Source organism: Bradyrhizobium sp. BRP19 (assembly GCF_020194195.1).
GTDB classification, from domain to species: Bacteria; Pseudomonadota; Alphaproteobacteria; order Rhizobiales; family Xanthobacteraceae; genus Bradyrhizobium; species Bradyrhizobium yuanmingense.
This window is the reverse complement of sequence record NZ_JADYVZ010000005.1, coordinates 482,569-507,965: the sequence shown is the minus strand read 5'-3', so window position 1 is coordinate 507,965 and position 25,397 is coordinate 482,569. Positions and strand designations below refer to the sequence as shown.

General features: G+C 65.6%; 22 protein-coding genes and 1 pseudogene. 10 read left to right on the top strand and 13 right to left on the bottom strand.

Annotation, left to right across the window (positions count from 1 at the left end):
• The first annotated feature begins 87 nt into the window (after positions 1–87).
• Positions 88–723 (top strand): DapH/DapD/GlmU-related protein, encoded by a 636-nt coding sequence (locus I6F36_RS19820; protein WP_225152252.1) that lies wholly within the window; start codon positions 88–90, stop codon positions 721–723.
• A 76-nt stretch (positions 724–799) separates the two neighbouring features.
• Here I6F36_RS19820 and I6F36_RS19815 read toward each other — a convergent pair whose 3' ends face one another.
• The gene (locus tag I6F36_RS19815; protein ID WP_036024148.1) at positions 800–1,186 is read right to left on the bottom strand and encodes a hypothetical protein; all 387 of its coding nucleotides are present in this window, start codon (positions 1,184–1,186) and stop codon (positions 800–802) included.
• 170 nt (positions 1,187–1,356) lie between these two features.
• Positions 1,357–2,144, bottom strand: a pseudogene (locus I6F36_RS19810) (hypothetical protein).
• Positions 2,145–2,261: 117 nt separating this feature from the next.
• Between I6F36_RS19810 and I6F36_RS19805 the strand changes: the two are divergent.
• Complete coding sequence (locus tag I6F36_RS19805) at positions 2,262–3,296, top strand: aspartate-semialdehyde dehydrogenase (RefSeq protein ID WP_036002717.1); 1,035 nt, start codon at positions 2,262–2,264, stop codon at positions 3,294–3,296.
• A gap of 5 nt (positions 3,297–3,301) precedes the next feature.
• Here I6F36_RS19805 and I6F36_RS19800 read toward each other — a convergent pair whose 3' ends face one another.
• The 4 genes from I6F36_RS19800 to murJ form a co-directional block, all read right to left on the bottom strand.
• Complete coding sequence (locus tag I6F36_RS19800) at positions 3,302–3,871, bottom strand: NifU family protein (RefSeq protein ID WP_036038709.1); 570 nt, start codon at positions 3,869–3,871, stop codon at positions 3,302–3,304.
• Positions 3,872–4,189: 318 nt separating this feature from the next.
• Entirely contained in the window at positions 4,190–4,684 is a 495-nt protein-coding gene (locus I6F36_RS19795; RefSeq protein WP_036002710.1) for a universal stress protein, read from the bottom strand.
• 106 nt (positions 4,685–4,790) lie between these two features.
• Positions 4,791–5,843, bottom strand: a complete 1,053-nt coding sequence (gene trpS, locus I6F36_RS19790; protein ID WP_036002766.1) for a tryptophan--tRNA ligase — start codon at positions 5,841–5,843, stop codon at positions 4,791–4,793.
• 81 nt (positions 5,844–5,924) lie between these two features.
• A complete protein-coding gene (murJ, locus tag I6F36_RS19785; RefSeq protein ID WP_225114855.1) occupies positions 5,925–7,457 on the bottom strand; it encodes a murein biosynthesis integral membrane protein MurJ in 1,533 nt (510 codons plus the stop codon).
• A 124-nt stretch (positions 7,458–7,581) separates the two neighbouring features.
• Between murJ and I6F36_RS19780 the strand changes: the two genes are divergently transcribed.
• A complete protein-coding gene (locus I6F36_RS19780; protein WP_036002704.1) occupies positions 7,582–8,583 on the top strand; it encodes an adenosine kinase in 1,002 nt (333 codons plus the stop codon).
• Positions 8,584–8,754: 171 nt separating this feature from the next.
• Here the strand turns inward: I6F36_RS19780 and I6F36_RS19775 are convergent, their stop codons facing one another.
• Positions 8,755–10,449: an AMP-binding protein gene (locus I6F36_RS19775; protein WP_225171985.1), complete on the bottom strand. Its 1,695-nt coding sequence runs from the start codon at positions 10,447–10,449 to the stop codon at positions 8,755–8,757.
• A gap of 148 nt (positions 10,450–10,597) precedes the next feature.
• Positions 10,598–11,794 carry a serine hydrolase gene (locus I6F36_RS19770; RefSeq protein WP_225171984.1) on the bottom strand — a complete coding sequence of 399 codons (1,197 nt, stop codon included), beginning with the start codon at positions 11,792–11,794 and terminating at the stop codon, positions 10,598–10,600.
• A gap of 345 nt (positions 11,795–12,139) precedes the next feature.
• Here I6F36_RS19770 and I6F36_RS19765 point away from each other — a divergent pair, with 345 nt between their 5' ends.
• Together I6F36_RS19765 and I6F36_RS19760 are read left to right on the top strand one after the other, a co-directional pair.
• On the top strand, positions 12,140–12,460 hold the full coding sequence (locus tag I6F36_RS19765) for a hypothetical protein (protein WP_036002694.1): 321 nt from the start codon (positions 12,140–12,142) through the stop codon (positions 12,458–12,460).
• A gap of 108 nt (positions 12,461–12,568) precedes the next feature.
• Positions 12,569–14,065 carry an NAD-dependent succinate-semialdehyde dehydrogenase gene (locus I6F36_RS19760; RefSeq protein WP_225171983.1) on the top strand — a complete coding sequence of 499 codons (1,497 nt, stop codon included), beginning with the start codon at positions 12,569–12,571 and terminating at the stop codon, positions 14,063–14,065.
• A gap of 170 nt (positions 14,066–14,235) precedes the next feature.
• On the opposite strand, the gene I6F36_RS19755 is transcribed toward I6F36_RS19760, so the two are convergent.
• Positions 14,236–15,150 carry a phosphoribosylaminoimidazolesuccinocarboxamide synthase gene (locus tag I6F36_RS19755; protein ID WP_225171982.1) on the bottom strand — a complete coding sequence of 305 codons (915 nt, stop codon included), beginning with the start codon at positions 15,148–15,150 and terminating at the stop codon, positions 14,236–14,238.
• Between the two features lie 63 nt (positions 15,151–15,213).
• A complete protein-coding gene (locus I6F36_RS19750; protein ID WP_036024106.1) occupies positions 15,214–16,131 on the bottom strand; it encodes a pirin family protein in 918 nt (305 codons plus the stop codon).
• 159 nt (positions 16,132–16,290) lie between these two features.
• Between I6F36_RS19750 and I6F36_RS19745 the strand changes: the two genes are divergently transcribed.
• Complete coding sequence (locus tag I6F36_RS19745; protein ID WP_225171981.1) at positions 16,291–17,346, top strand: helix-turn-helix domain-containing protein; 1,056 nt, start codon at positions 16,291–16,293, stop codon at positions 17,344–17,346.
• A 330-nt stretch (positions 17,347–17,676) separates the two neighbouring features.
• Entirely contained in the window at positions 17,677–19,104 is a 1,428-nt protein-coding gene (locus I6F36_RS19740) for a serine hydrolase (RefSeq protein WP_225171980.1), read from the top strand.
• Between the two features lie 44 nt (positions 19,105–19,148).
• Here I6F36_RS19740 and I6F36_RS19735 read toward each other — a convergent pair whose 3' ends face one another.
• Positions 19,149–20,516, bottom strand: a complete 1,368-nt coding sequence (locus I6F36_RS19735) for an MmgE/PrpD family protein (RefSeq protein WP_225171979.1) — start codon at positions 20,514–20,516, stop codon at positions 19,149–19,151.
• Between the two features lie 117 nt (positions 20,517–20,633).
• Here I6F36_RS19735 and I6F36_RS19730 point away from each other — a divergent pair, with 117 nt between their 5' ends.
• Both I6F36_RS19730 and I6F36_RS19725 read left to right on the top strand, forming a co-directional pair.
• Positions 20,634–21,749 (top strand): aromatic acid exporter family protein, encoded by a 1,116-nt coding sequence (locus I6F36_RS19730; protein WP_036002665.1) that lies wholly within the window; start codon positions 20,634–20,636, stop codon positions 21,747–21,749.
• Between the two features lie 312 nt (positions 21,750–22,061).
• On the top strand, positions 22,062–22,556 hold the full coding sequence (locus I6F36_RS19725) for a septal ring lytic transglycosylase RlpA family protein (protein ID WP_192893029.1): 495 nt from the start codon (positions 22,062–22,064) through the stop codon (positions 22,554–22,556).
• 35 nt (positions 22,557–22,591) lie between these two features.
• Here I6F36_RS19725 and I6F36_RS19720 read toward each other — a convergent pair whose 3' ends face one another.
• Both I6F36_RS19720 and I6F36_RS19715 read right to left on the bottom strand, forming a co-directional pair.
• The gene (locus I6F36_RS19720) at positions 22,592–23,080 is read right to left on the bottom strand and encodes a DUF2867 domain-containing protein (protein WP_225171978.1); all 489 of its coding nucleotides are present in this window, start codon (positions 23,078–23,080) and stop codon (positions 22,592–22,594) included.
• A complete protein-coding gene (locus I6F36_RS19715; RefSeq protein ID WP_225171977.1) occupies positions 23,077–24,477 on the bottom strand; it encodes an MATE family efflux transporter in 1,401 nt (466 codons plus the stop codon). Before I6F36_RS19715 ends, I6F36_RS19720 begins: the two co-directional genes overlap by 4 nt.
• 159 nt (positions 24,478–24,636) lie before the next feature.
• Here I6F36_RS19715 and I6F36_RS19710 point away from each other — a divergent pair, with 159 nt between their 5' ends.
• Positions 24,637–25,365, top strand: a complete 729-nt coding sequence (locus I6F36_RS19710) for an outer membrane protein (RefSeq protein WP_225130212.1) — start codon at positions 24,637–24,639, stop codon at positions 25,363–25,365.
• The last annotated feature ends 32 nt before the right edge of the window (positions 25,366–25,397 follow it).

Sequence of the window (25,397 nt, the reverse complement as noted above, 5' to 3'; positions counted from 1 at the left end):
GCGAAATCCGGGTTCTCACCCCGTGGACAGACCTTCCCGGATTGCGCTTCGCTCCATCCGGGCTACGGCCTCATTGGAAACCGCCTCATGGATACACCCCGCCCCAAGATCGCGGAAACCGTCATCCATGAGACGGTGCGCCTGCGCGAGGCGCAGGTCGGGCGGCGTTGCGAGGTGCTTGCGGGCACGCGCATCGAATATGCTTCGCTCGGCGACTACTCCTATCTCGGCGAGAATTGCGACGTCGCCGACGCCGTGATCGGCAAGTTCACGGCGATCGCCAACTCGGTGCGGATCGGTGCGCCAAACCACCCGATGGGCCGTCCCTCGCAGCACCGCTTCACCTACGTCCCCGAATATTACGAGGCGGGCGCGACGCGCGACCGCGACTTCTTCGCAGGTAGGCGCGGCGACCGGGTGATCGTCGGCAACGACGTCTGGATCGGCCATGCCGCCATCCTGCTGCCGGGCGTGAGCGTCGGCGATGGCGCAGTGATCGCCGCAGGCGCCGTCGTTAGCCGCGATGTCGAGCCGTACACCATCGTCGGTGGCGTTCCCGCCCGTCCCATCCGCAAGCGCTTTGACGATACCGTTTCCGCAAGCCTGCGCCGCATCGCCTGGTGGGATTGGCCGGATACGCTGATCTTCGAACGCCTCAGTGATTTCCGCTCCGAGGCCATCGAAGAATTTTGCCGGCGCTACGATCCGGCAGCCAATGCGTAAGACGGACGCATCTCGCGAAAAACAAAAATGGCCGGGCGTGAGCACCGGCCATTTTGATTCGGTCGTGACGCCCGCCTCAGTACAGCGGGAAGTTCTGCGGATAGCCGCCGACATCCTGCGGCGGGGAGAGCGGCTGGCGGTCGATCGGCCGGTTGAGGTTCTCGCGGGCGAAGGACGGATAGCCCACGGCCGGGGGGAAGGCGTAGTCGGTGAACTTGCGGTCGCCCGGATTGACCTCGGTGCCGCCATCGAGCCAGGAGCGCTTGCTCACATAGAGGCGGGTGCGGCCCTGTTGATAGACCGTGTTGGGGCCGCTCGGGCCGTAATAGGGCCGGCCGCGGTCGTCATAGCGCTGCTTGGTCCTGGTGTCGGCGGAAGCCGGGGTCGCGAACGCAACGGCCATTGCGGCGCCCGCCGCAAGCAATGTCGCCAGTTTGTTCGCGGCAGAAAATTTCAAGCTCATCACGTCCCCTTCAGGCGGCAGGCCGCCAGTCGATTTCACCCCATACTAGCCCGGCCGGGGCGGACGCAACTAGGTCAATTGGGTCACACCAGCTCGGAATAATCGTGCGCGCCGGCAAAAGTTGCATGCAAACCAGCTACTTGAGCTTGATGCAGAATCCTTGATGCAAGTCAAAGCGCTCCGCGCAATTGCGCGTTCACTGCGCCCAGCAGCCAGTCCGGCGAGCCCTGAGGGTCACAGCCGCGGCGCCTGAGCTCGGCACGGGCGAACAATTCCGCCAGCCTCGGCTCGTTGCCCGAGGCCAGCAGCGTCAGCCGGTTCAGCGTGCAGGCGATCGCCGCGCGGCGGGCGGGCAAGCTGTCGCCCTGGCAGGAGAAGCCGGAGATCTGCAAGGCGGGCTCCTCGTAGCGCTTGAGATAGCCGAGGCAGCCCGCGTCCCCTCTGTCGCACCGACCGGCCGGAACAGGGCGACGGGGCCGAATTTGCTGTCAATCAGGCCGGCCTGCTCGAGCGGGGCATCTGCACCCAAACCCATCCGGGCGGCCAAGCCCGCGGCCGCCGGCCGTGTCACGTCGAATTCGGCGCCTTGGCGGTAGATTTCGAGTTCGGCCACCGGCTTGTCCGCCATATCGGTCCAGCGCAGCACGTCCCTGCGGCCGCCCTCGGGATGCCTAAAGATGACGTAAGAGGCTGTTTTTTCTGATGAATCGATCCGGCTGACGGCGAAGGCCGGATGCGAGCGGTCGGCGATGCTCCAGCCCGGTCTGTCCGCCGGACCATCGCCACGCAGGTCAGGCAGCTGTCCCAGGCCTGCGAGGGCGAGGATGGCAAACAGGGCGAGCGCCCCCACATAGGCGACCAGATGCGCCAGCGTGCCGACGACCTCGTCGGCCAAGGCCAAGAGCGTCAGCTGGATCTGGGTAGGGCTAACGGCCGTGCTGGCCTCAGGCGACTGCATCCACGTCCCTAAGGCATGGTCTTAACGTTGTCTTGAGTCCGGTTCTCGCATAGAAGCGCTGCTCTTCCTGTTTAAGCGTCAGCTTCGGGAACGGGCTTTTTCATCGGAGAGTGAACGATGGGTTACAAAGTCGCAGTCGTCGGCGCGACCGGCAATGTCGGTCGGGAAATGCTCAACATCCTCGATGAGCGCAAATTCCCCGCGGACGAGGTCGTGGCCCTGGCGTCGCGCCGCAGCGTCGGTGTCGAAGTCTCCTATGGCGACCGCACCCTGAAGGTCAAAGCGCTCGAGCATTACGACTTCTCCGACGTCGACATCTGCCTGATGTCGGCGGGCGGGTCGGTGTCGAAGGAATGGTCGCCGAAGATCGGCGCCGCCGGCGCTGTGGTGATCGACAATTCCTCCGCCTGGCGCATGGATCCGGACGTGCCGCTGATCGTGCCCGAGGTGAATGCGGCCGCGACCGAAGGCTTCAAGAAGAAGAACATCATCGCCAACCCGAACTGCTCGACCGCCCAGCTCGTGGTGGCGCTCAAGCCGCTGCACGAGAAGGCGACGATCAAGCGCGTCGTGGTCTCGACCTATCAGTCGGTGTCGGGCGCCGGCAAGGACGCGATGGACGAATTGTTCTCGCAGACCAAGGCCGTCTACACCAACGACGAGCTGGTCGCGAAGAAATTCCCCAAGCGCATCGCCTTCAACGTCATCCCTCACATCGACGTCTTCATGGAGGACGGCTACACCAAGGAAGAGTGGAAGATGATGGCGGAGACCAAGAAGATCCTGGATCCCAAGATCAAGCTGTCCGCCACCTGCGTGCGCGTGCCTGTGTTCGTCGGCCATTCCGAGGCCGTCAACATCGAGTTCGAGAATCCGATCACCGCCGATGAAGCGCGCAACATCCTGCGCGTGGCGCCCGGCTGTCTCGTCATCGACAAGCAGGAGCCCGGCGGCTACGCCACGCCCTATGAAGCGGCCGGCGAGGACGCGACTTACATCAGCCGCATCCGCGAGGACGCGACCGTGGAGAACGGTCTCGTGCTCTGGTGCGTGTCGGACAATCTGCGTAAAGGCGCCGCCCTCAACGCGATTCAGATCGCGGAAGTCTTGATCAACCGCAAGCTGATCACCGCCAAGCAGAAGGCGGCGTAAGGGGCTTACATCGGCCGGACTTCGACCACGTCAGGCACGAAGTGCTTGAGCAGGTTCTGGATGCCGTGCTGGAGCGTCGCCGTCGATGACGGGCAGCCGGAGCAGGCGCCCTTCATGTTGAGATAGACGATACCGTCCTTGAAGCCGCGGAAGGTGATGTCGCCGCCGTCATTGGCGACGGCCGGCCGCACCCGGGTCTCGATCAGGTCCTTGATCATGTCGACGGTCTCGGCGTCGGCCTCGTCGAAGAACTCGTCCTCGTCATCGAGATCGGCCTCGCTTGTGGCCGTGCCGTCGGCCAGCAGCGGCGCGCCCGACATGTAGTGCTCCATGATGGCACCCAGGATCGCCGGCTTGAGCTGCTGCCACTCACCGCTCGCCTTCGTCACGGTGATGAAGTCCGATCCGTAGAACACGCCGGTGACGCCGGGCACCTCGAACAGCTTTTCGGCGAGCGGCGAACGCGCCGCCGATTCGCGGCTCGAAAATTCCATCGGGCTGCCGTCGACCACGACGCGGCCGGGAATGAACTTCAGCGTGGCGGGATTGGGGGTGGCTTCGGTTTGAATGAACATGGTTTTCTCCAGACGTCGCCGGTTCAAGGCCGGCGCGTGCTCTATCCCCTAGCAGATGGCGACGGCTAACGCACGGTCAAGGCGAGGCGGGATATTAGCTCATAAAAATCAGTGGGTTGGCCTTGCCCTCCCCTGGAGGGGTCCGGGACGAGCGTAGCTCGCCCGTGGTCGATCGCGCGCAGCGCGAGCGGGGTGGGGTGATCTCTCCACTCGGGCAGTGTCGGATGTGGAGAGACCGTCACCCCACCCCGTCTCATGCCTCGCTTCGCTCAACATGAGCCGACCCTCCCCTCCAGGGGAGGGTAAGATGCATCGTCGCTAGGACAGCGAATCCACGCTCTCATCGCTCAGGGCACCCGAGATGATCGTCACCGGCACCGGGAACGTGCCGAGCGCATGCGCGAGCAGCGAGACCAATGGCCCCGGGCCCTCCGCGCCGGGATTTGCGGCGAGCACCAGCATGGCGATATCAGGATCCTCGTCGATCACTGCGAGCAGCTGTTCCATCGCGCTGCCTTCGCGAATGACGCGCTCCGGCGTGATGGCGGCGATGCCGTTGGCGCGCCCGGCGGCGCGGTCGAGCGCGGCTTCGGCGGCTTCCTGTGCCTCGGCGCGCATGATGTCGGCGACCCCCAGCCATTCCTGGCTCTGCTGCTCAGGCTCGATGATGCGCAGCATCACCACGCCGCCGCCGGCGCGAATCGCCCAGCGGCTGGCGTAATAGACGGCGCGATCCCATTCGGCGCTGTCGTCGACGATGACGAGGCATTTGGGCTTGTGACCCGGCTCGTAGCAAAGTCGCTTACTGGTCATGCATGTCCCGGATTGTGCACGGGGAGCATGCTGCCACACTCCCGCGATGTTTGGGAGGGGCGAAGCGGCCGGCGCCGTGGCGCCAGCCGGTATCGCGAAGCGCGCCCTAGCGCCGGCGAATGAAGCCGACGATGTCCTTGGAGAGCTTCATGGTCTCGTCTGCGATCGCGCGCGCCCGGTCGGATCCGTCGTTCAGGATCGCCTCGATGTGGCCAGGGTCGGCGACGAGGCGCTTCATCTCGCCGGCGATCGGCGCGAGCTTGGTCACGCACAGCTCCGCCAGCGCGTTCTTGAAGCTGGAGAACTGGCCGCCGCCGAACTCGCGCAGCACGTCCGCCTTGGAGCGGCCGGACAGCGCGGCGAAGATGCCGACGAGATTGTCGGCCTCGGGCCGCGCTTCCAGGCCCTTCTCTTCCGTCGGCAGCGGCTCCGGATCGGTCTTCGCCTTGCGGATCTTCTGCGCGATGGTGTCGGCATCGTCGGTGAGATTGATGCGCGAATTGTCGGAGGCGTCCGACTTCGACATCTTCTTGGTGCCGTCGCGCAGGCTCATCACGCGCGTTGCCGGACCCGTAATCAAGGGTTCCGGCAGCGGGAAGAACAGCCCGTCATTGACGCCCTGCGCGCGGATCGAGTCGCCGAAGTCGTTGTTGAACTTCTGCGCGATGTCGCGCGAGAGTTCGAGATGCTGCTTCTGGTCCTCACCCACGGGAACGTGGGTGGCGCGGTAGAGCAGAATGTCGGCCGCCATCAGCACGGGATAGTCGAACAGGCCCACCGAGGCGTTCTCGCGGTCCTTGCCGGCCTTCTCCTTGAACTGGGTCATGCGTCCCAGCCAGCCCATGCGCGCGACGCAGTTGAAGATCCAGGCGAGCTCGGCATGGCCCGAGACCTGGCTCTGGTTGAACACGATGTGCTTCTTCGGATCGATGCCGGCCGCGATGAACGCGGCGGTCACCTCGCGGGTGTTGCGCGCGAGCTCGACCGGCCCGCCCCAGACGTCCACCCCTTGCGTGATCGCGTGCATGTCGACGACGCAATAGATGCAATTGTGGGTTTCCTGCATCTTCACGAAGTTGACGATGGCGCCGAGGTAATTGCCGAGGTGCAGATTGCCCGTCGGCTGGACGCCCGAAAAGACCCGTTCAACGAATGGCATGGTCAGCCTTCCCATAGGTATTCGGCCGTCGTTTCCAACAGCGGCGCTGCCCCGTCAAGGGTCTTTCGCGGAGGCCGTGGTCTAGCTGGGCCGTTTCAATGCGTTAACCGCCTCGCGCCAGGAGGCGGCACCGAGGATCTGCAGCAACAGGCCGTAGACGGCGATCCCGGCTGCGATCTGCACACCCAGCACAATGAAGTGGATGAGCCCATGGGCGCCGGCCGGCACCAGACCCGCGGTCAGCCAGAGCAGGGCGCCCATGGCGATCGCGGCCAGCACGATCCGCGGCAATCGCGTGCGGGCCGCCGCGTCGATCGAGAAGCCGAACTCGCCCGCGCCCTTGCGGAGCAGCGCGAGCGCGCTGCTCCAGGCGCCAGCCGCGATGCTTGCCGCGATTCCGCTTGCGCCAAAGACATGACCGAGCAGAACCGCGAGCACGACCGTCACCACGAAGCCCTTGGCGGTCGCGAGCAGCGGCGTCATCGTGTCGCTGCGGGCATAGAACGCCGGCGACAGCGCCTTGATCAGCACATGCGCCGGCAGGCCCAGCGCCAGCCACATCAGGGCACGCGCGGTGGCCGCGCTATCCGCCGCACCGAACGCGCCATGCTCGAACAGCAGCCCCACGATCGGCTCGGCGAGCACGATCAGGCCGACCGTGGCCGGCAGCGCCAGCCCGGCGGAAAGCTCCAGCGCGCGGGATTCGGCATGCGCCACCGCGTCGCGATCGGAGCTCGCGACGGCGCGCGTCAGCTCCGGCACCAGCACGGTGCCCATGGCGACGCCGACGATGCCGAGCGGCAGCTCGATCAAGCGGTTGGCGAAATAGAGCCAGGACACCGCGGACGGCGTTGCGGACGCGATGATCGCACCCGCCACCATCAGCCATTGCGGCCCCGAGCTTGCGATCATGCCGGGGATCGCCTTAGCGAAGAAGCCGCGCATCTCCTTGTCGAAACTCGCGCGCAGCGGTGTCGCAAGGCGCGCGCTTCGCTGCGACAGCAGCATTAAGAGTTGCAGCAAGCCGGCGAGGCCGACGGTCGCTGCCAGGATCCACGCGGCGAAGCCGGCGTCTGCATGCCAGACCAGCAGCATCGCGATCGCGGCGATCAGCGCAATGTTGAACAGCAGTGGCGAGAACGCCGTCAGCGCGAAGCGTCCCTGCGCATTGAGCAGCCCCATCAGCACGGTGACGGGACCGGCGAAGGCGAGGTAAGGCAGCATCAGCCGCGCGTTCTGAACCGCGAGATCGAGCGTGCCACTGCCGAGGAATCCCGGCGCGATCACCGTCATGATCAGCGGCATCAACAATGCGAGCAGGAGTGAGATCCCGATCAGGGCCGTGCTGACCGTGCCGATCACGCGCCCGGCGAACGCCGCGGCTTCCGCCACCCCGTCGCGGTCCCGCACCCGCAGCCAGGCTGGGATCAGCGCCGCGTTCAGCGCGCCCTCGCTGAGCAGCCGCCGCACCACGTTGACGAGCTGGAACGCCGCCAGAAACGCATCCGCCACGGCGCCGGTGCCGAGCAGCGCCGCAATCAGGGAATCGCGGGCGAAACCCAGCAGGCGCGAGGCCAGCGTTCCCGTCGAGACGGTCAGGAAGGAGCGGATCATGCTCTCGAAAATACCGTTGCTTGCCCGCCAAGGCCCGGTCGTGATAGGCCGCGAGCTTGGATTTCAGGCCGACAGGAAGCGGATTTCCGGTTAGATCGCAATCCGGCAAACAGGATCAAGGTGAATGGCTGACGTGAAATATGACGTTCTCGGCATCGGCAACGCGCTGTTCGACGTGCTGGTTCGGACCGACGAGGCCTTTCTGGCCAAGCATGGCATGGCGAAGGGCAGCATGTCGCTGATCGACGAGGCGCGCGCGGCCGCCATCTACAAGGACATGGGTCCGGCGACCGAGGTCTCGGGCGGTTCGGCCGCCAACACCATCGTCGGCATCGGCAGCCTGGGGGCACGCGCCGCCTATGTCGGCAAGGTCAAGGACGACCAGATCGGCAAGCTCTACGTGCACGACATTCGCGCCGCCGGCGTTGCCTTCAACACGCCGGCCGCCAAGGACGGCCCCGCCACCGGCTGCTCCTACATCCTGGTCACCGGCGACGGCGAGCGCACCATGAACACCTATCTCGGCGCGGCGCAGGACCTGTCGCCCGCCGACATCGACCCGGCCGAGATTGCCGGCGCCGGCATCGTCTACCTCGAGGGCTATCTCTGGGACCCCAAGAACGCCAAGGAGGCCTTCGTCAAGGCGGCCAAGATCGCCCATGACGCCAAGCGCAAGGTGGCGCTGACGCTGTCCGATTCCTTCTGCGTTGATCGCTATCGCGACGAGTTTCTCTCGCTGATGCGGGGCGGCACCGTCGACATCGTGTTCGCCAACGAGTCCGAACTGCACTCGCTCTACATGACCTCGGACTTCGACACCGCGCTGAAGCAGCTGCGCAACGACGTCAATCTCGGTGTGGTCACCCGCAGCGAGAAGGGCTGCATGGTGGTGTCGTCGGAAGACGCGGTCGCAGCGCCGGCCTTCCCAGTCGAGAAGGTGGTCGACACCACCGGCGCCGGCGACCTGTTCGCCGCCGGCTTCCTCTACGGCCTCGCGCGCAATTTCGGCTACAAGCAGTGCGGCGAGCTCGGCGCGCTCGCCGCCGCCGAAGTCATCCAGCACATCGGCGCCCGCCCGCTTGTCTCGCTGAAGGAGCTGGCCGAGCAGCGCGGGTTGACGGGGTAGGGTCCCGCTCTCACGCGGTCATCGCGACCCTCATTCACCGGTGTCATCGCCCGCGAAGGCGGGCGATCCAGTATTCCAGAAGCGTCAGCGGGTTACGGAAAAGCCACGGCGTACTGGATTCCCCGCTTTCGCGGGGAATGACACCGTCAGTGTTGCGCGAGCGTTCGACACTCATGCCGTCTTCGCCGCCTTCAATCCCAGCCGCTGCTCCACCGCGTCCCGCATCAGGAATTTCTGGATCTTTCCGGTCACGGTCATCGGAAACTCGTCGACGAACTCGACGTAGCGCGGGATCTTGTTGTGGGCGATCTGGCCCTCGCAGAAGGCACGTACTTCCTCAGCCGTTAGTTGCTCGCCCGTTCTGACGCGTATCCAGGCGCAGAGCTCTTCGCCGTAGCGGGTGTCTGCGACGCCAAAAATCTGTACGTCCTGGATCTTGGGATGGCGATATAGAAACTCCTCGATCTCGCGCGGATAGAGATTTTCGCCGCCGCGGATCACCATGTCCTTGATGCGGCCGACGATGTTGCAATAGCCCTCGTCGTCGATGGTGGCGAGGTCGCCGGTGTGCATCCAGCCGTTGGCGTCGAGCACGTCGGCGGTCTTTTCCTTCTCCTCCCAATAGCCCAGCATGACACTGTAGCCGCGGGTGCAGAGCTCGCCGCGTTCGCCCCGCTTGACGATCTTGCCTTCGAGGTCGACGACCTTGACCTCGACATGCGGGTGGATGCGGCCGACCGTGGAGACGCGCCGCTCGAGCGGATCGTCGGTTGCGCTCTGGAAGCTGACCGGGCTGGTCTCGGTCATGCCATAGGCGATGGTGACCTCGCGCATGTTCATTTCGGTGTTGACGCGCTTCATCACCTCGATAGGGCAGGGCGCGCCGGCCATGATGCCGGTCCGCAGCGATGTCAGGTCGAAGCCGGCGAATTCGGGGTGATCAAGTTCGGCGATGAACATCGTCGGCACGCCGTAGAGGGCCGTGCATTTCTCCTGCTCGATGGTGCGCAGCGTCGCGAGCGGGTCAAAACCCTCGCCGGGATAGACCATCGTGGCGCCGAGCGTCACGGAGGCAAGGTTGCCCATCACCATGCCGAAGCAATGATAGAGCGGCACCGGAATGCAGATGCGGTCCTGCTCGGTGAGGCGCATCGCGCGGCCGACGAAATAGCCGTTGTTGAGGATGTTGTGGTGGGTCAGCGTCACGCCCTTCGGTGATCCGGTCGTGCCGCTGGTGAACTGGATGTTGACGGGATCGTCGAACTGCAGCTCGGCGCCGAGCGCGGCCAATTGCTGACGGTGCCGGTCGCCACCCATCTGCGCGACCTCGTCGAAGGCAATTGTGCCCGGTGCGGCCGGGCCGCCGATCTGGATGACATTGCGGAGGGCCGGCAGCCGTGCCGCTTGCAGCTGTCCGGGCCTGGCGGATGACAGCTCCGGCAATAGCGTGTTGAGCATCTCCATGTAGTTGCTGGTCTTGAACGTCGTCGCGGTGACGATCGCCGCGCAGCCGACCTTGCGAAGGGCAAATTCCAGCTCGCTCAGGCGATAGGCAGGATTGATCGTCACCAGGGTCAGGCCGGCCTTGGCGGCGGCGAACTGGGTCAGCGTCCATTCCGGTCGGTTCAGCGACCAGATGCCGATCCGCTGGCCCCGCTCGAGTCCGAGCGCGAGAAAGCCGGCGGCGAGCGCATCGACCCGTTCGGCGAATTCCGACCAGGTCCATCGCACCCCGTGGCTGGGCGAGACCAGCGCTTCGCGATTGCACCAGCGCTGCGCGGCCTGGTCGAGACTCCGGCCGATCGTGTGGCCGAGCAGCGGCGCGTCCGAGATGCCGCAAACGTAGCTGTCCGCTTTGTCCGCCAAGTCGAAATCCTTTCGTGAGTGATGATCGGCACACTCTACCCGTCGTCATGCCCGGGCTTGTCCCGGGCATCCACGTTCTTTGTGCCGCGTGGCAAGTCGTGGATGGCCGGGACAAGCCCGGCCATGACGTCAGGTGAGAGGTTGCGAGTCACGCCGCCTTCTGCCCGCTTCCGGCAGCATCGAGCCCGGCATAAACGCCGCGCTCAAAGCCCGCGAACGCCTCCAGGCATTTCGCATCCGCGAACGGCAGCAGCTGCATCAGGATGACGCCGGTGACGTTGCGCGCCGGATCGATCCAGTAATAGGTGTTGGCAAGGCCTGCCCAGGCGAGGCTGCCGGCGCTGCGGCCCTCGGCGGTCTTGGCGGTGTTGATCATGAAGCTGAGGCCCCACTTCTTCACCTGCTCAGGATAGAGATCGACGTCGTTGGTGTACATCGGCGCCGCCGTCGTCATCTTGCCCATAGCGAGATCGCCGATGTGGTTCTGCCCCATCGTCGCGACCGTGTCGGCCTTCAGCACCTGGTTGCCGTTGCCGCGGCCCTTGTTGAGGATCATCTGGGTGAACTTGATGTAGTCGGCCGCCGTCGAATAGAGCCCGCCGCCGCCCATGTGGAATTCCGGCTCCTGCTCCAGCTCGAACGGGATCGCTGCCAGCTGGCCGTCCTCGCCGCGCGCATGCATGCCCACCAGCCGCTTGCGCATGTCGTCGCTGATCTTGAAAGCGGTGTCCCGCATGCCGAGCGGCGCGAACAGATTGTCGCGCAGGTAAGCATCCAACCGCTTGCCGCTGGCCGCTTCCACCGCCTTGCCGACGAAATCGATGTTGGTGCCGTATTCCCAGCGCGTGCCGGGATCGGACATGATCGGGGTCTTCAGCGCCGCGTTCTGGCAGGTGGTGATGGCTGGAATGCCGTTCTTGTCCAGATAGACCGCGAGATCGCCGTTCCACATGTTGTAGCAGAAGCCGGCGGTGTGGGTCATGAGCTGGCGCAGCGTGATCGGCCCCTTGGCCGGGCGCAGCTTCGCCTCGCCATTGGCGTCAAAACCTTCGAGCACCTGCGGATTGGCGAGCTCCGGCAAGACATCGCCGATCGGCGCATCCAGCGACAGCTTGCCCTGCTCAACCAGCTGCATGGCGCCCGCTGTGGTCACCGCCTTCGTCATGGAGGCGATCCAGAACACGCTGTCGACACTCATCGCATCGGGCTTGGACAGATCGCGCTTGCCGAACGCGCCCTGATACAGCACGTCTTGACCGCTGGCCGCGATGGCGACGACGCCCGGAATCTCCTTGGTCTCGCTCTTCTGACGCAGAATCTCATCGATCTGTGCTTGGCTTTGCATGGCGTTTCCTCGGGTTTGATTATTGTTGGAAGTGATCGATTGTCTTCCCGGATCTCCGGCGCGGCAAGCGCCATCTATGGACCTGCACCGGTCGCGATGTCGTGACTTGACGGTCTTGATCCAACGCAGGACGACAACGAGGCTGAGCGCGTACGCTCTTTTACAATCTGCGGTGGATCGACGTGTCTCGCCTCACCTCGGATGGGTTTCTCGCGATATGCTTCGTGGTTCTGAACCCCTGAAACATTTCGTGAGCTGCCGCGTTCAGCACCCGGCCCGATCGACGAGCCGTTAAGACTTGATGCAAATGTGCAGGCCGTGGATGGGCGGCGAGGGGGACCTCAGATGATTTCGACCTGGAGCGAATGGAAGCGCTATCCCCGTCCGGGACGTGGCGAGAACCTGGAGGCGCCGATTTCGCCGGGGATCTACGAGGTCCGCGTCGCCGGTACCGGCGCCCTTTATTCCTTCGGGGCGGTGGACAATCTGGCGCAGGCGCTGGCGCTGCTGCCGGTCGGCTCGAAGTCATGGTTCGGTCGCCGCGACACCTCGTCAGTCCCCGATTTAGAGTACCGGACCTGCGCGACGTCCACGAAAGCGGATGCCAAGGCCGCCGCGGAGCGCATGATCGGCCGCCGCGAGACCTATATGAGCGGCGCGGCCTAAGGCCGCTGCCAGTTTAGCTGCCATCTGACGTGCGTTTGCAGGGCGGTGCATTGCGTACCGTCTGTCCCTATATTGCGGCCGATCCGATCGCCGCCAGGGAGAAACGCCATGACACCTACCACCGCCGCCGCACGCGCCCCGCAAGCCACCGCCACCCTGCGCGACCGGTTGAAGGACCCCTCACTGCTGAAGGAGGCCTGCTACATCGACGGCGCCTGGGTCGGCACGCCGGTCTTCCCCGTCAACAATCCCGCCACCGGCGTCGAGCTCGCCAAGGTGCCGCAGCTTGGCGCTGACGACACCACCCGGGCGGTCGAAGCCGCCGAGCGCGCCTTTCCGGCCTGGGCCAAGCACACGGCCAAGCAGCGCTCCAACACCTTACGCAAATGGTTCGAGCTGATCACCGCGAACCGCGAAGACCTCGCGCTGATCCTCACCTCCGAGCAGGGCAAGCCGCTCACCGAGGCGCTCGGCGAGGTCGATATCGGCGCCGCCTATATCGAGTTCTTCGCCGAGGAAGCGAGGCGCGTCTATGGCGAGACCATCCCGACCCAGCGGCCCGATGCGCGCCTGCTCGCCATCAAGCAGCCGATCGGCGTCTGCGGTGCGATCACGCCGTGGAATTTTCCGAACTCGATGATCACCCGCAAGGTCTCGCCGGCGCTGGCGGCCGGCTGCACCGTGGTGCTCAAGCCCGCCAATGAGACGCCGCTGTCGGCGCTGGCACTGGCCGTGCTTGCCGAGAGGGCCGGCATCCCCAAGGGCGTGCTCAACATCATCACGGGCGATGCGCCGCCGATCGGCAAGGTGCTGTGCGAGCATCCGGCGGTGCGCTTCGTCGGCTTCACCGGCTCCACCGCCGTCGGCAAGATCCTCTATCAACAGGCCTCGGTCGGCGTGAAGCGGCTCGGCCTCGAGCTCGGCGGCAACGCCCCCTTCATGGTATTCGACGACGCCGACATCGACGCCGCGGTCGAAGGCGCGATCGTCTCGAAATACCGCAACATGGGCCAGACCTGCGTCTGCGCCAACCGCATCTACGCCCAGGACAAGATCTACGACGAGTTCGTGCAGAAGCTGTCGAAAAAGGTCGCGGCAATGAAGATCGGCGACGGCACCGAGAGCGGCGTGACGCAGGGCCCGCTGATCAACATGAAGGCGGTCGACAAGGTCGAGCGCCACATTGCCGATGCCGTCAAGCGCGGCGCCAAGGTCGTCACCGGGGGCAAGCGCAGCGAGCTCGGCCGCTCCTTCTTCGAGCCGACGGTGCTCGCCGACGTCAAGCCAGATTCGCTGGTGTCGCAGGAGGAGACCTTCGGCCCGCTCGCGCCCGTCATCCGCTTCAAGGACGAGGCGGACGTCATCGCGATGTGCAACGCCTCGCCGTTCGGCCTTGCGTCGTACTTTTACTCCCGCGATCTCGGCCGCGTCTGGCGCGTCGCCGAAGCGCTGGAGTCGGGCATGGTTGGCGTCAACACCGGCCTCATCACCACCGAGGTCGCGCCCTTCGGCGGCGTCAAGGAAAGCGGCCTGGGTCGCGAAGGCTCCCGTCACGGCATGGAAGAATATGTCGAGATCAAATACGTGATGATGGCGGGGGTGTGAGCGGCTCGCTCGCATCAGCACGAATGCGAGCCAGGCGGAGATGTTGGAGAGGCCGACCGGCCTCTCCACGTCATTGCGAGCGCAGCGAAGCAATCCAGAATCCCTCCGCGGAAACACTCTGGATTGCTTCGCTGCGCTCGCAATGACGGAGCGAGACGCGACAGTCGCGCCTAAATCTTCAGCTCTGTCCCCGTCACGCGCCGATACGCTTCCAAGTACCGCTTGCTGGTCGCGTCCACCACGCTGGCCGGCAGCGGCGGCGGCGGGGCGTCGCCGTTCCAGCGGCCGGCGCGGCGCTCGACGTCGAGATAGTCGCGCAGCGGCTGCTTGTCGAAGCTCGCCTGCGGCTGGCCCGGCTTGTAGGCGTCCACCGCCCAGAAGCGCGACGAGTCCGGCGTCATCACCTCGTCGATCAGGATGATGCGGCCGTCCTTGTCGCGGCCGAACTCGAACTTGGTGTCGGCGATGATGATGCCCTGCTCGCGGGCGAGCTCCTCGCCGAGCGTGTAGATCGCGCGCGTCATGCTCTCCAGCGTGTAGGCCACCTCGTCGCCGACCACCGCGCGCATCTTCGCGATGGTGATGTTCTCGTCATGGCCGCTCTCGGCCTTGGTCGCCGGGCTGAAGATCGCGGGCTCCAGCTTCTCGCTCTCGATGAGGCCGGCCTTCAGCTTCTCGCCGGCGAGCGTGCCGCTCGCGGCATATTCCTTCCAGGCGGAGCCTGAGAGATAGCCGCGGATCACGCATTCGATCGGAAACACGGTGGTGCGCTTGCACAGCATGGCGCGGCCAAGGATCTCCGCGCGATGCGGTTTCAACGCCGGCACGGCCGCAATGATCTCGTCGGTATCCGCGCTGATCATGTGATGCGGCACCACGCCTTCGAGCTCATTGAACCACCACGCGCTGATCTGGGTCAGCACCGCGCCCTTCATCGGGATGGTCTCGCCCATCACCACATCGAAGGCGCTGATGCGGTCGGTGGTGACGAGCAGCAGGCGGTCGTCGTCGACGGCGTAGATATCGCGCACCTTGCCGCGTCCGATCTTGGATAGAGGCAGGTCGCTGGAGAGCATGGTGGTCATCGGCAAAGCCTTCGCACAGGACATCCGGCCGCGTCTGATGGCGCGGCCGGACACCGGATTAGCCTATTCCGGCAGCGGAATGAACTCGTGTTCCTGCGGAACTGCGGCGAAGCGCCCGGTTTTCCAGTCCTGCTTGGCCTGCTCGATCCGCTCCTTGCTGGAGGAGACGAAATTCCACCAGATGTGGCGCGGGCCTTCCAGCGCATCGCCGCCGAGAAACATCATTCGCGTCGCCTTCAGCGCCTTCACGGTGATGCGGTCACCGGGCCGGAAGATCAGCAGGCGCGGCCCCTCATAGCGCTCGTTGGCGATCTCGACCTCGCCGTCGACGACATAGATCGCACGCTCCTCATGATCGGGGTCGAGCGGCACGCTCGCGCCCGCGAGCGCCGTGACCTCGGTGTAGAACCAGGGCGAGACCATCGACACCGGCGAGGCGATGCCGAAGGCGGAGCCCGCAATCACCCGCGCGGTGAAGTCGCGCTCGGAAATCATCGGCAAATCGCCTGCCGCATAATGCTGGAACGACGGCGCGATCTCTTCGGAGCCCGCCGGCAGCGCGATCCAGCTTTGCAGGCCGAGCATCTTCTGGCCCGAGGCGCGCTGCGCGTCCGGCGTGCGCTCGGAATGCGCGATGCCGCGCCCGGCCGTCATCAGGTTCATCGCGCCGGGAGCGATCTCCTGGACGTTGCCCTCGCTGTCGCGATGCATGATTGCGCCGTCGAACAGATAGGTGACGGTGGCAAGCCCGATATGCGGATGCGGCCGCACGTCCATGCCCTTGCCGGAGACGAACTGTACCGGGCCGAAATGATCGAAGAAGATGAAAGGCCCGACCATCTGCCGCTTGCCGTGCGGCAACGCCCGCCGCACCGCGAACCCGTCACCGAGATCGCGCGTGCGCGGCACGATGACGAGATCGAGCGCATCGCAGGACATGGGATCGCCGAGCACGGGATCGTTCGAGGGCTGCCAGCTCATGGGGGACTCCTTTTGGCTTTGTTGAACGCGACGCTAGCAGGATTTGGCGTCGCCGTCGCGACAAAGCTCCGCTAACCCTTGCATGCGGATCGTCCTTGAAAAACCGGGCGCAACGAACGATGTTCGGCTGCCTTCAACCGCGACCGTTCGCCCCAGCCGATGACCCTTGCCGCAACCGAACTTGCCTTCCGCGCTGCCAGCGTCGCGCTGCTATTGGTGCTGGCGGCGTCATTGCTCTCCGATTTCCGCAATGTGCTCGCGGCCCGCCTCGGCGCGGCCTTCGCGCTAGGCTCGGCGGCGCATGCCGGGAGCTATTCCATCGGCGTGTCGTCGCTCGTTCCAATCTGGCACGCGCCGCTGATTGCACTGTCGACCGGCAACATCGTCGTGTTCTGGCTGTTCACGCGCGCGCTGTTCGACGACGAGTTTCGGTTACGCTGGTGGCATGGTTTGATCTGGGCCGCGGTGACCGCCTTCAGCTTCGTCGGATGTCTCTGGATCGCGCCGGGCGGCAACGCGCGGTTCTCCGTGACGGCAGTGAACCTGATCGTGCTCGGCTTCATCGCGCTCGCGGTGGTGCAGACGATCGGATCGTGGTCCGCCGATCTGGTCGAGCGTCGCCGCCGCCTGCGCGTCGTCATCGTCTGCGCCGCCGCACTCTATGGCGGGTTGAATGCGCTGCTCCAGATCCTCGTTGCCTTCAGCGCGAGCGATGTCGCCGACACCGTCAATACAGGCGTGCTCGCCTGCATCGTTGCCGCGATCGCCTACGCAATGTTGCGAGTCGATGGCGCCGATCTGTTTCCGATTGCGCCAGAGCCCGCACCCGCGATCGCGCCGATCCAGCCTTTGGCCGAGGACTCCGACCAGAAACTCATCGATGCCCTGATGCGCCTGATGGCGGACGAGCGGATCTATCGCCAGGAGAACATTACCATCGGTGTGCTGGCGGGCCGGCTCAGGATTCCCGAATACAGGCTGCGCCGCCTGATCAACCAGCGGCTCGGCTATCGCAATTTCAATGTGTTCCTGAACAACCACCGCATCGAGGAAGCCAAGGCCGCGCTCGCCGATCCCTCCCAGGCCGAGGTCCCCGTCATCACCATTGCCATGGACGCCGGCTTCCAGTCGCTGGGACCATTCAACCGCGCCTTCAAGGCGGTGACAGGCGTAACGCCGACCGAGTACCGGCGGTTGAAGACGAGTGCGGCTTGATCTTTCTTTACCTCTCCCCGCTTGCGCGGAGAGGTCGGATCGCTCTTGCGATCCGGGTGAGGGGGTACGGGTCCGTCGGCAGTCTCGCGTGCGGAGAGGCCCCTCACCCCAACCCTCTCAGCGCGAGCGAAGCTCGTCGCGGCCCCGTAAGAACGGGGAGAGGGAGCAGACCCATCGCTGTCTCATTTTCGTATCACTCTGAAATAGCTCGCTTATTCCAAAATCGGCCAGCCCGCCCCGATTTTAACCAACCCCTTTTCCAAATCCGGCGAGCATCCCCCGCCCGCATCCCGCTTCCTCCCCGGCATACGCCTCAGCCGGAGAACGCCCGTGACCCGCCGCCGCAAGATCGTCCTTTTCGCCTCCGCCATCGCCGCAGCCGGCCTCGCGCTCGGCGCGGCTCGAGCCCACGACGTGCCGAAGGTCGCGACCGGCTTCGTCGCCGACATCCTGTGCGCCGAGACGTTCGTGTCCGGCCTCGATCCCGGGCGCAACTTCGCCGAGACCACCGACGCCATGCCCGGAGCGGGCCTGATCAGCTGGGCGATGGAGTACAGAATCGACCGCGTCCGCAAGGATGTCACGGTGACGCTGTTCGGCCTCGGCCGCAGCCACGCCATCTATCGCGAGGGCCTCGGCTGCACGCTTGAGCACGGCGCTGGCATTGCCTCCGTCGAGCCGCTGCCTGACGACAAGCGGCCCGCGTTGCTTCCCGCGATCGCCGGCCCCGCGATCGTGCCGCCGCAGAGCCCCGAGCTCGGCGCCGCGCTCGACCGCGCCTTCGCCGAGCCCGCTCAGCCGCCTTACCGCCGCACCCGCGCCATCGTCGTGATGAAGGCCGGCCGCGTCGTCGCCGAACGCTACGCCGACGGCATCGGCCCCGAGACGCCGCTGCTCGGCTTCTCCATGACCAAGTCGGTGGTCTCGGCGCTGATCGGCGTGCTGGTGCGCCAGGGCAAGCTGAAGCTCGACGGCCCCGCACCGGTCGCCGCCTGGAAGGATCCCGACGATCCGCGCCATGCCATCAATGTCGATCAGCTGCTGCGCCACACCGCGGGCCTCGCGCTCGGCAGCTCGTTGCAGGCCTCGCTGGGCTCCGCCTTCGAGCCGGTCAACCGGATGAAATTCGCCGAGAAGGACATGGCCGCCTATGCCGAGAGCATGCCGCTCGCAACCGCGCCCGGCACCGCATGGAATTATCACGACGGCAACACCCTCATTCTCTCGCGTCTGATCCGCGATGCGGCCGGCGGCACACCGCAAGACGCGCTGCGCTTTGCGCGCCGCGAATTGTTCGCCCCGCTCGGCATGCGCCATGTCGTGCTCCAGCTCGACGGCGCCGGCACGATCGAGGGGTCGACCGAGATGCTCGCCTCCGCCCGCGACTGGGCGCGCTTCGGCCAGCTCTATCTCAATGACGGCGTCGCCGGTGGCAAACGCATCCTGCCGGAAGGGTGGGTCACCTATTCGGCGACGGCCACGCCGAATGCGTGGGTCGGCATCGGCGCCGGCTTCAGGACCAACCAGGGCGACAGCTTTGGCGCAAATTTTCGCGTGAAGCACGGCTGGCCGCGCGATGCCTTCTTCGCCAAGGGCACGATCGGGCAGTACACCATCGTGATCCCGTCGGAGCAGCTGGTGATCGTGCGGCTCGGACGTTCCCCGAACGCATCGCCGCACGTCGATGGTGTGTTCGACCTCGTGCGCGATGTGGTGGCGGCAACCCGCGCGGAGGGGAGGCTGGCGGGAGGGGATTGAGGTCTTCTTACCCTCCAGGGGGGAAGCGGAGCGCCGCGGTGAACTTACCTCCCCAATTCCGTTGCCTGCGCGACGCGGTCGAACCGCTCCAGCGTCATGATCGCGTCCGCGAACTTTTCCGCGCGCGCGTTCAGCACGGGGCGGGCCAATGTCAAAAATTTCTGCTGCATCGCCTGTGTATCCGGGAACGAGGTCGGCTCTCCGGACGGATCGGCGTAGAGCCGCTCGTGCACGCCGTCGTCCGTGGTGATGCTCACGCGCGCGCCGAAGGGATGGGTGCGGCCGATCTCGAGGCGATCGTCCTGCACCACGTCGAACTTGTCGGCGAGCGCGTCGATGGCGGCATCGCCGAGCCGGTTGTAATCGTCCCAGCCGAATGAACCCTGGTCGAGTGCGAGCGCGCCGGTGAAGAACATCGAGAACTGGCCGCCGACGATCGAGCGCGGGTGCCGCTTGGTCGCGGCGTCGCCGGTCAGCGTGATGCCGTTGCGGTGCAGGCCGATCTCGACGCGCTTGACCTGGTCCGGCGTCAGATTGTGCTCGCGCCGCATCGCGATCAGCGCGTCGATCGCGGCATGGGTGTAGCGGCAGCTCGGATAGGGCTTCACGCCAATCTTCATGGTCTCGTAGGTCTTGCCGAGCTCGGCGACTGCCTTGTCGGGATGCGCATCGTCGGTGTAGCCGGCGAGCAGGCCGTGCTTGCCCTCGACCGATTCCGTCGCACCGACGAAATCGTTGCGCGCGAGCGTCGCGGCGATCACCCCGTTCATCGCGGCGGCGCCGACCTGGTAGCGCTTGTTCCAGGCGCCGTTGACCAGAAATTGCAGCGAGCCCGCGGCCTGGCTGCCGGAGACGCCAAACGCGGCAATCAGCTGCTTCTCGCTCAGGCCGAACAGCTTGCCCGCCGCCGCGGCTGCGCCGTAGGTGCCGGCCGTCGCCGTCGGGTGGAAGCCGCGCGCGTAATGCGAGGTCGGATCGAGCGCATTGCCGAGCCGGCAGCACACCTCATAGCCAGCAACGATCGCCGTCAGCATCTCTCGCCCGGAGGCGCCCACCATCTCGCCGACGGCGAAGGCGGCCGGCACCACCGGTGCGCTCGGATGCAGCGAGGAATCGGCATGGGTGTCGTCGAAATCGAGGGAGTGGCCGAGCGCGCCGTTGAGCAGCGCCGCGACCGCCGGCGTCCAGGTCTTGGTATCGCCGAACACGGTGGACTCGCCCTTGGTGTCGAGCGCCAGCGCCTCCAGCATCTTCAGCATCGACGGGGTCGATTCCGCCTCGCGCCGCGCCCTGATGGCGCTGCCGAGGAAGTCCAGCGTCAGGACCTTGGCGCGCTCCAGCACCTCCGCCGGAATATCCTGGTACTTGAGATTGAAGACATAGGCGGCGAGCGTTGCGGTTTCGTGAGCCATCGTGTTTCCTCGATTTGGCGCGCAAGTTAGGCGGGCTGATTTGGCCTTTCAAGCGGCCTTGCGTCGGCGGGGATCAGCCATGCTTTTGCTTAGGCGAAAAGGATCGGGATATTCCGCATGACGCGCGCAAGGCAGCTGTTCGACCGGATTCGAGCGCGGCGGACGCAATTGGGGCTGGCGATCCGGGTCACGGTCGCCGCGACAGCGGCCTATGCGATCGCGACCGCGCTGCATCTGCTGCTGCCGCTCTGGGCGGTGCTGACCTCGCTGATCGTGACCCAGATGAGCGTCGGCCGCTCGCTGAAGGCGACGCGCGACTACATGCTCGGCACCATCGGCGGAGCCCTCTATGGCGGCGCCATCGCCATCCTGATTCCCTATTCCAGCGAGGCGGGCCTGCTCGGCCTGCTGGTCCTCTCCGTCGCCCCGCTCGCCTTCATCGCCGCGATCAATCCGAGCCTCAGCGCCGCCACTGTCACCGCCGTGATCGTGCTCCTGGTTCCGACCCTGCATCATGCCGATCCCCTGACCTCGGCGATCGATCGGGTCAGCGAGGTCGGCGTCGGCGCCGTCACGGGATTGCTGGTCTCCTTCCTGGTGCTGCCCTCGCGCGCGGTGCGGCAGATCCGCGCCAGCGCGGCGGTTCTGCTCGAGCTGATCGCCGATGCCCTCGCCGAGCTGCTGGCAGGCCTCACGCGCGGCCGCGACAACGACGCGCTGCACCGGATCCAGGACGGCATCGGCACCGCGATGGTCAATCTGAATGCGATCGGCTCCGAAGCCGAGCGTGAGCGCGCGGCGCGGCTGTCGAGTGGCCCGGACACCGGCCCGTTGCTGCGAACGATCCTGCGGCTGCGCCATGACGTCGTGATGATCGGCCGCGCCACGGTGGTGCCGCTGCCGGTGGAAGTGCAATTGCGGCTGGCAGCGCCCCTGTCGGAAGTGTCGACCGTGATCGCCCGCTTCCTCCGCTCGGCCGCTGGCGCCTTGCGCGAGGGCGCCGGCGCGCCGCCGATCCATCCCGTCCATGTCGCGCTCCAGCACTACGCCGAGGCCGTCGCGTCCGTCCGTCAGGATGGCCTGATCCGCGGCCACGCGAGCGACACAGCCGAGCGCTTCTTCGCGCTCGGCTTCTCCCTGGAGCAGATGCACCAGAATCTCGGCGACCTCGACCGCGTCGTCGGCGAATGGTCGGAGGCCTCGACAGATAAAACCGCACGCGTTGCGGAGTGAGTTCGGGCGCGTCGTCGTCAACGTCGGCTTTCGACAGTAATGCGCGTGTGCGAAGCGCGGCGGTGATCGGCGGTCTGCGGCTCTAAGCCGCTCCACGCACAAGGTTCCATCGGGTCATGTTGCTGACGCATTCTCTGTTTTAATCGGCGGCAAGCTAAACACGACGTGAGACCACTCCGGTTCTCACAACGGTTCCGTAGCCAGGGGTTGGCTCGAATCCGCAAAACGTTCGGCAAGTTCATGAGCGCTGCTGCGTTCGCTTGACCACGTTTGCGGTTCTGGAACCGGACAATCTAAAAAATCACAGGACTCATGATGCTCTTCCGCTCGAGCGCCGCAGTTTGCGGCGCCCTGGTTACGCTTGCCTTCTCTGTTGCCGTTGCTCGAAGTGAAACGCGTGGGGATCACTCAAGTGCCGTCGTCGATGCCGCCTCAGGCGATGCGATTATTGGCGCGGCGTCCACCTATAATCCGTTCAAGCCCGGCAAGGAGGAGGGCGGTCCGCAGACGGCTTCCGGCGAACGTTATGATCCCTCCGCCTGGACGGCTGCCATCAAGACGAGCCTGCGCCGGAAATTCGGTGGGGTCGGATTCGGCGCGAGGCCGAAATATGCTCTCGTCGAGGCCGTGGGCAAGAAGGTCATCGTCAAGATAAACGACGTGGGACCACTAAGACCTGGCCGCATCATCGACCTCAATGAGCGAACGATGCGCCATTTCGATCCGAGCATGGACCTCGGTGTCATTCCTGACGTGAAAGTCAGTCCGCTCGCTGGCGACAATTGGACTGCAGGGCCGGTGGGCTGAACAGGGCGTGTTCGTTCAATGTCGGCCCGCACAGTTCATCGGGCCGTCTCCACGATGCGTCCCATCATGTTGCGGACCACGAGCTTGTGGAAGGGCATGATCAGCGCAAGATAGGTCCGGCCGAGCAGGTTGTGCGTGCGCACCAGCGTGGTCGAGGTCACCTGCCGGCGCGCGGCATTGCCTGAAACGTCGACCACGATGCGGAAATCGAGGTGCGAATCATCGAAGCCCGCGACCAGCTGCTCCGGCGTCTCGCTCAGCACCGGAAACAGGCCGATCATGCCGCCCGGCGGCGGGGCGCCTTCGCCCGATGTCTTCAGCCCGAACGGCCTCACCAGAATGTTGCGCAGGCGCAGCAGTGCGTCGATCCAGCGCGGCCCGTGCAGCACCATCCTGGTGCAGGCTTCGCGGGCATTCACCGCCGCGGCGCCGATGTCCACGCAAAACGCGTCGATGAACTGCGCGCCGGCGAGCAGCGCATCGGCATCGACTTCAGGCGCGACTTCGCGGACCGTCCCGATCATCCCGCCATTTTGCGCGTCAGCATCCGGAAGCGCAAGATCAGGAGCCCGGCATAGACGAACGTGCCGATCGAGAATCCGATCCAGACGCCGATCGCGCCCAGCCCTGTGTGGAACGCCAGCAACCAGCCGATGGGAAAAGAGACGCCCCAATAGCCGATCGCGGCGAACAGCAGGGTCATCTTGGTGTCGTTGATGCCGCGCAGCGCGCCGCCCATGATGGTCTGCAGGCCGTCGGCGATGAAGAAGCTGGCCCCGACCAGCAGCAGCGTTGCCGTCAGCTCGACGGTGACCGCACTTTCGCTGCCGGCGCCGAAGAACAGCCGGCCGAGCTGATAGCGACCGATCACGATGGCGATCGTCAGCGCGGAGACCAGCGCGAGGCCGAGCACGGCTGCGACGAGCCCTGCGCGCTTCACCGCCGCCGGATCATTGCGGCCGAAGGCATGACCGACCCGCACGGTCGCCGCCATGCCGATGCCGAGCGGCACCATGAACAGCACGGCGGTGACCTGGAGCGCGATCTGGTGCGCGGCAATCGCGGTGGTCGAGATCAAGCCCATCAGCAGGGCGGCCGAGGAGAACAGGCCATATTCCAGCAGCAGGGAGAACGAGATCGGCGCGCCGATCGAGATCAGCTGGCGCATCAAGGGCCAGTCGATCCGCCAGAGGCGGGCGAGCGGATGATAGTCCGCGAACGGCTTGCGTAGCCCGGCGATCGCGAGCGCGGCGAGGAAGGTGCCGAGATTGACCAGCGTGGTCGCAAGCCCCGCGCCGAACAGGCCGAGCTCGGGCAGGCCGAACAGCCCGTGGATCAGGGCATAGACCAGCGCGGCATTGACCGGGATCGCCGCCAGCGTGATCCATAGCGGCGCCTGCGGCCGGTTCACTGCGCTCATCATGCTGCGCAGCGCGATGAATCCGAGCGCCGGTGCGATGCCCCAGGCCAGGCCATTCAGGTAGTGCTGTGCCAGCGCGGCCGAGTGCGGCATTTGACCGAGCGTGAGCAAAATCTGCTCGCCATAGAGCGGCGAGGCCATCATCGGCAGCGAAATCAGCAGCGCGGCCCACAGACCGACGCGCAAGGAGCGCCGAATGCGCCTGACGTCGCCGGCGCCGTACGCCTGCGCCGCCAGCGGCGACACTGCGGAGGTCAATCCGAGCCCGAAGGTGAAGCTGACGAAATAGACCGTATGTGCCAGCGCCGCCGCGGCCACCGCCTCCTCGCCGAGCCGCCCGATCATCGCAAGATCGGTCGTGATCATCGCGATCTGCCCGAGTTGCGTCAGCATCAGCGGCACGGCGAGGCGCAGCGTCTCGACGAATTCTTCGGCAAGGTGGCTCTGCCGTGCGTCCAGGCGTGCCCGGTACCGCCGTTTGGTATCCAAAAGCTCGGTCATGCCGGGGACATAGCAGCCTCGATCGGCGAAGTAACGGCAAAGAAATGTGAGGGCGGGTGCCGCTGAAAAAAAGGCGGGGCTCAGGCGAAGGAAAGGTCGGGTTGCGCCGTATTCGTCATGTGCGGCGAATCTGGGCCGGTCTCACATTGGGAATTGAGTATGATAACGAGATTTAGACTGACGTTCGCCGCACTGTTCATCGGTTCCGCCATCCTGAGTGCCGACGCCGCTGCAGCGGCCGACCTGAGGCTGCCCGCAGCGCCGCCCCCGCAGTCGGCGTCGGCAGCCTTGCTGAGCTGGGCGGGGCCCTATGTCGGGATTCAGGCCGGCTATGTTTCCGGCCGTTCCGATATCTCGCTGCCGGCGACGGGTGAATTCCACTTTGTCGATCCGAAGGGCGCGATCGTCGGTGCAACGGCGGGCTTCTCGGCGCAATGGGGCCGGATCGTCGCCGGGCTCGAGGGCGACGTGAACTTCGTCGATGCGCGCGCGACGATCGATACCGGCTTTGCGCCGACACCCGCGGTCACGCAGCTTCAATCCGCGGTCAATTGGAACAGCCATCTCCGTGGACGGATCGGCTATGCTTTCGACCGCACGCTGCTGTTCGCCGCCGGTGGCCTTGCCGTCGCGGGCGTCGAGAGCAAGGCGTTCGACAATGGGATCGGGGCCGTTGCGAGCTGGAGCGATACACGGATCGGCTGGTCGATCGGAGCGGGCGGGGAATTCCGCTTCGCACCGCAGGCCTCGGTCCGGCTCGAATATCTCTATGACAATTACGGCTCGAAGACGCTGGCCGCCCAGACGGTCGGCGCGACGACCTTCGGCGCGCGCGAGTCCCGGCTCGACACGCACACGGTGCGAGCCGGAGTCTATTGGCGCTTTTGATGCTCGGTTGGAGGCGGCTATCGTCTGGTAGG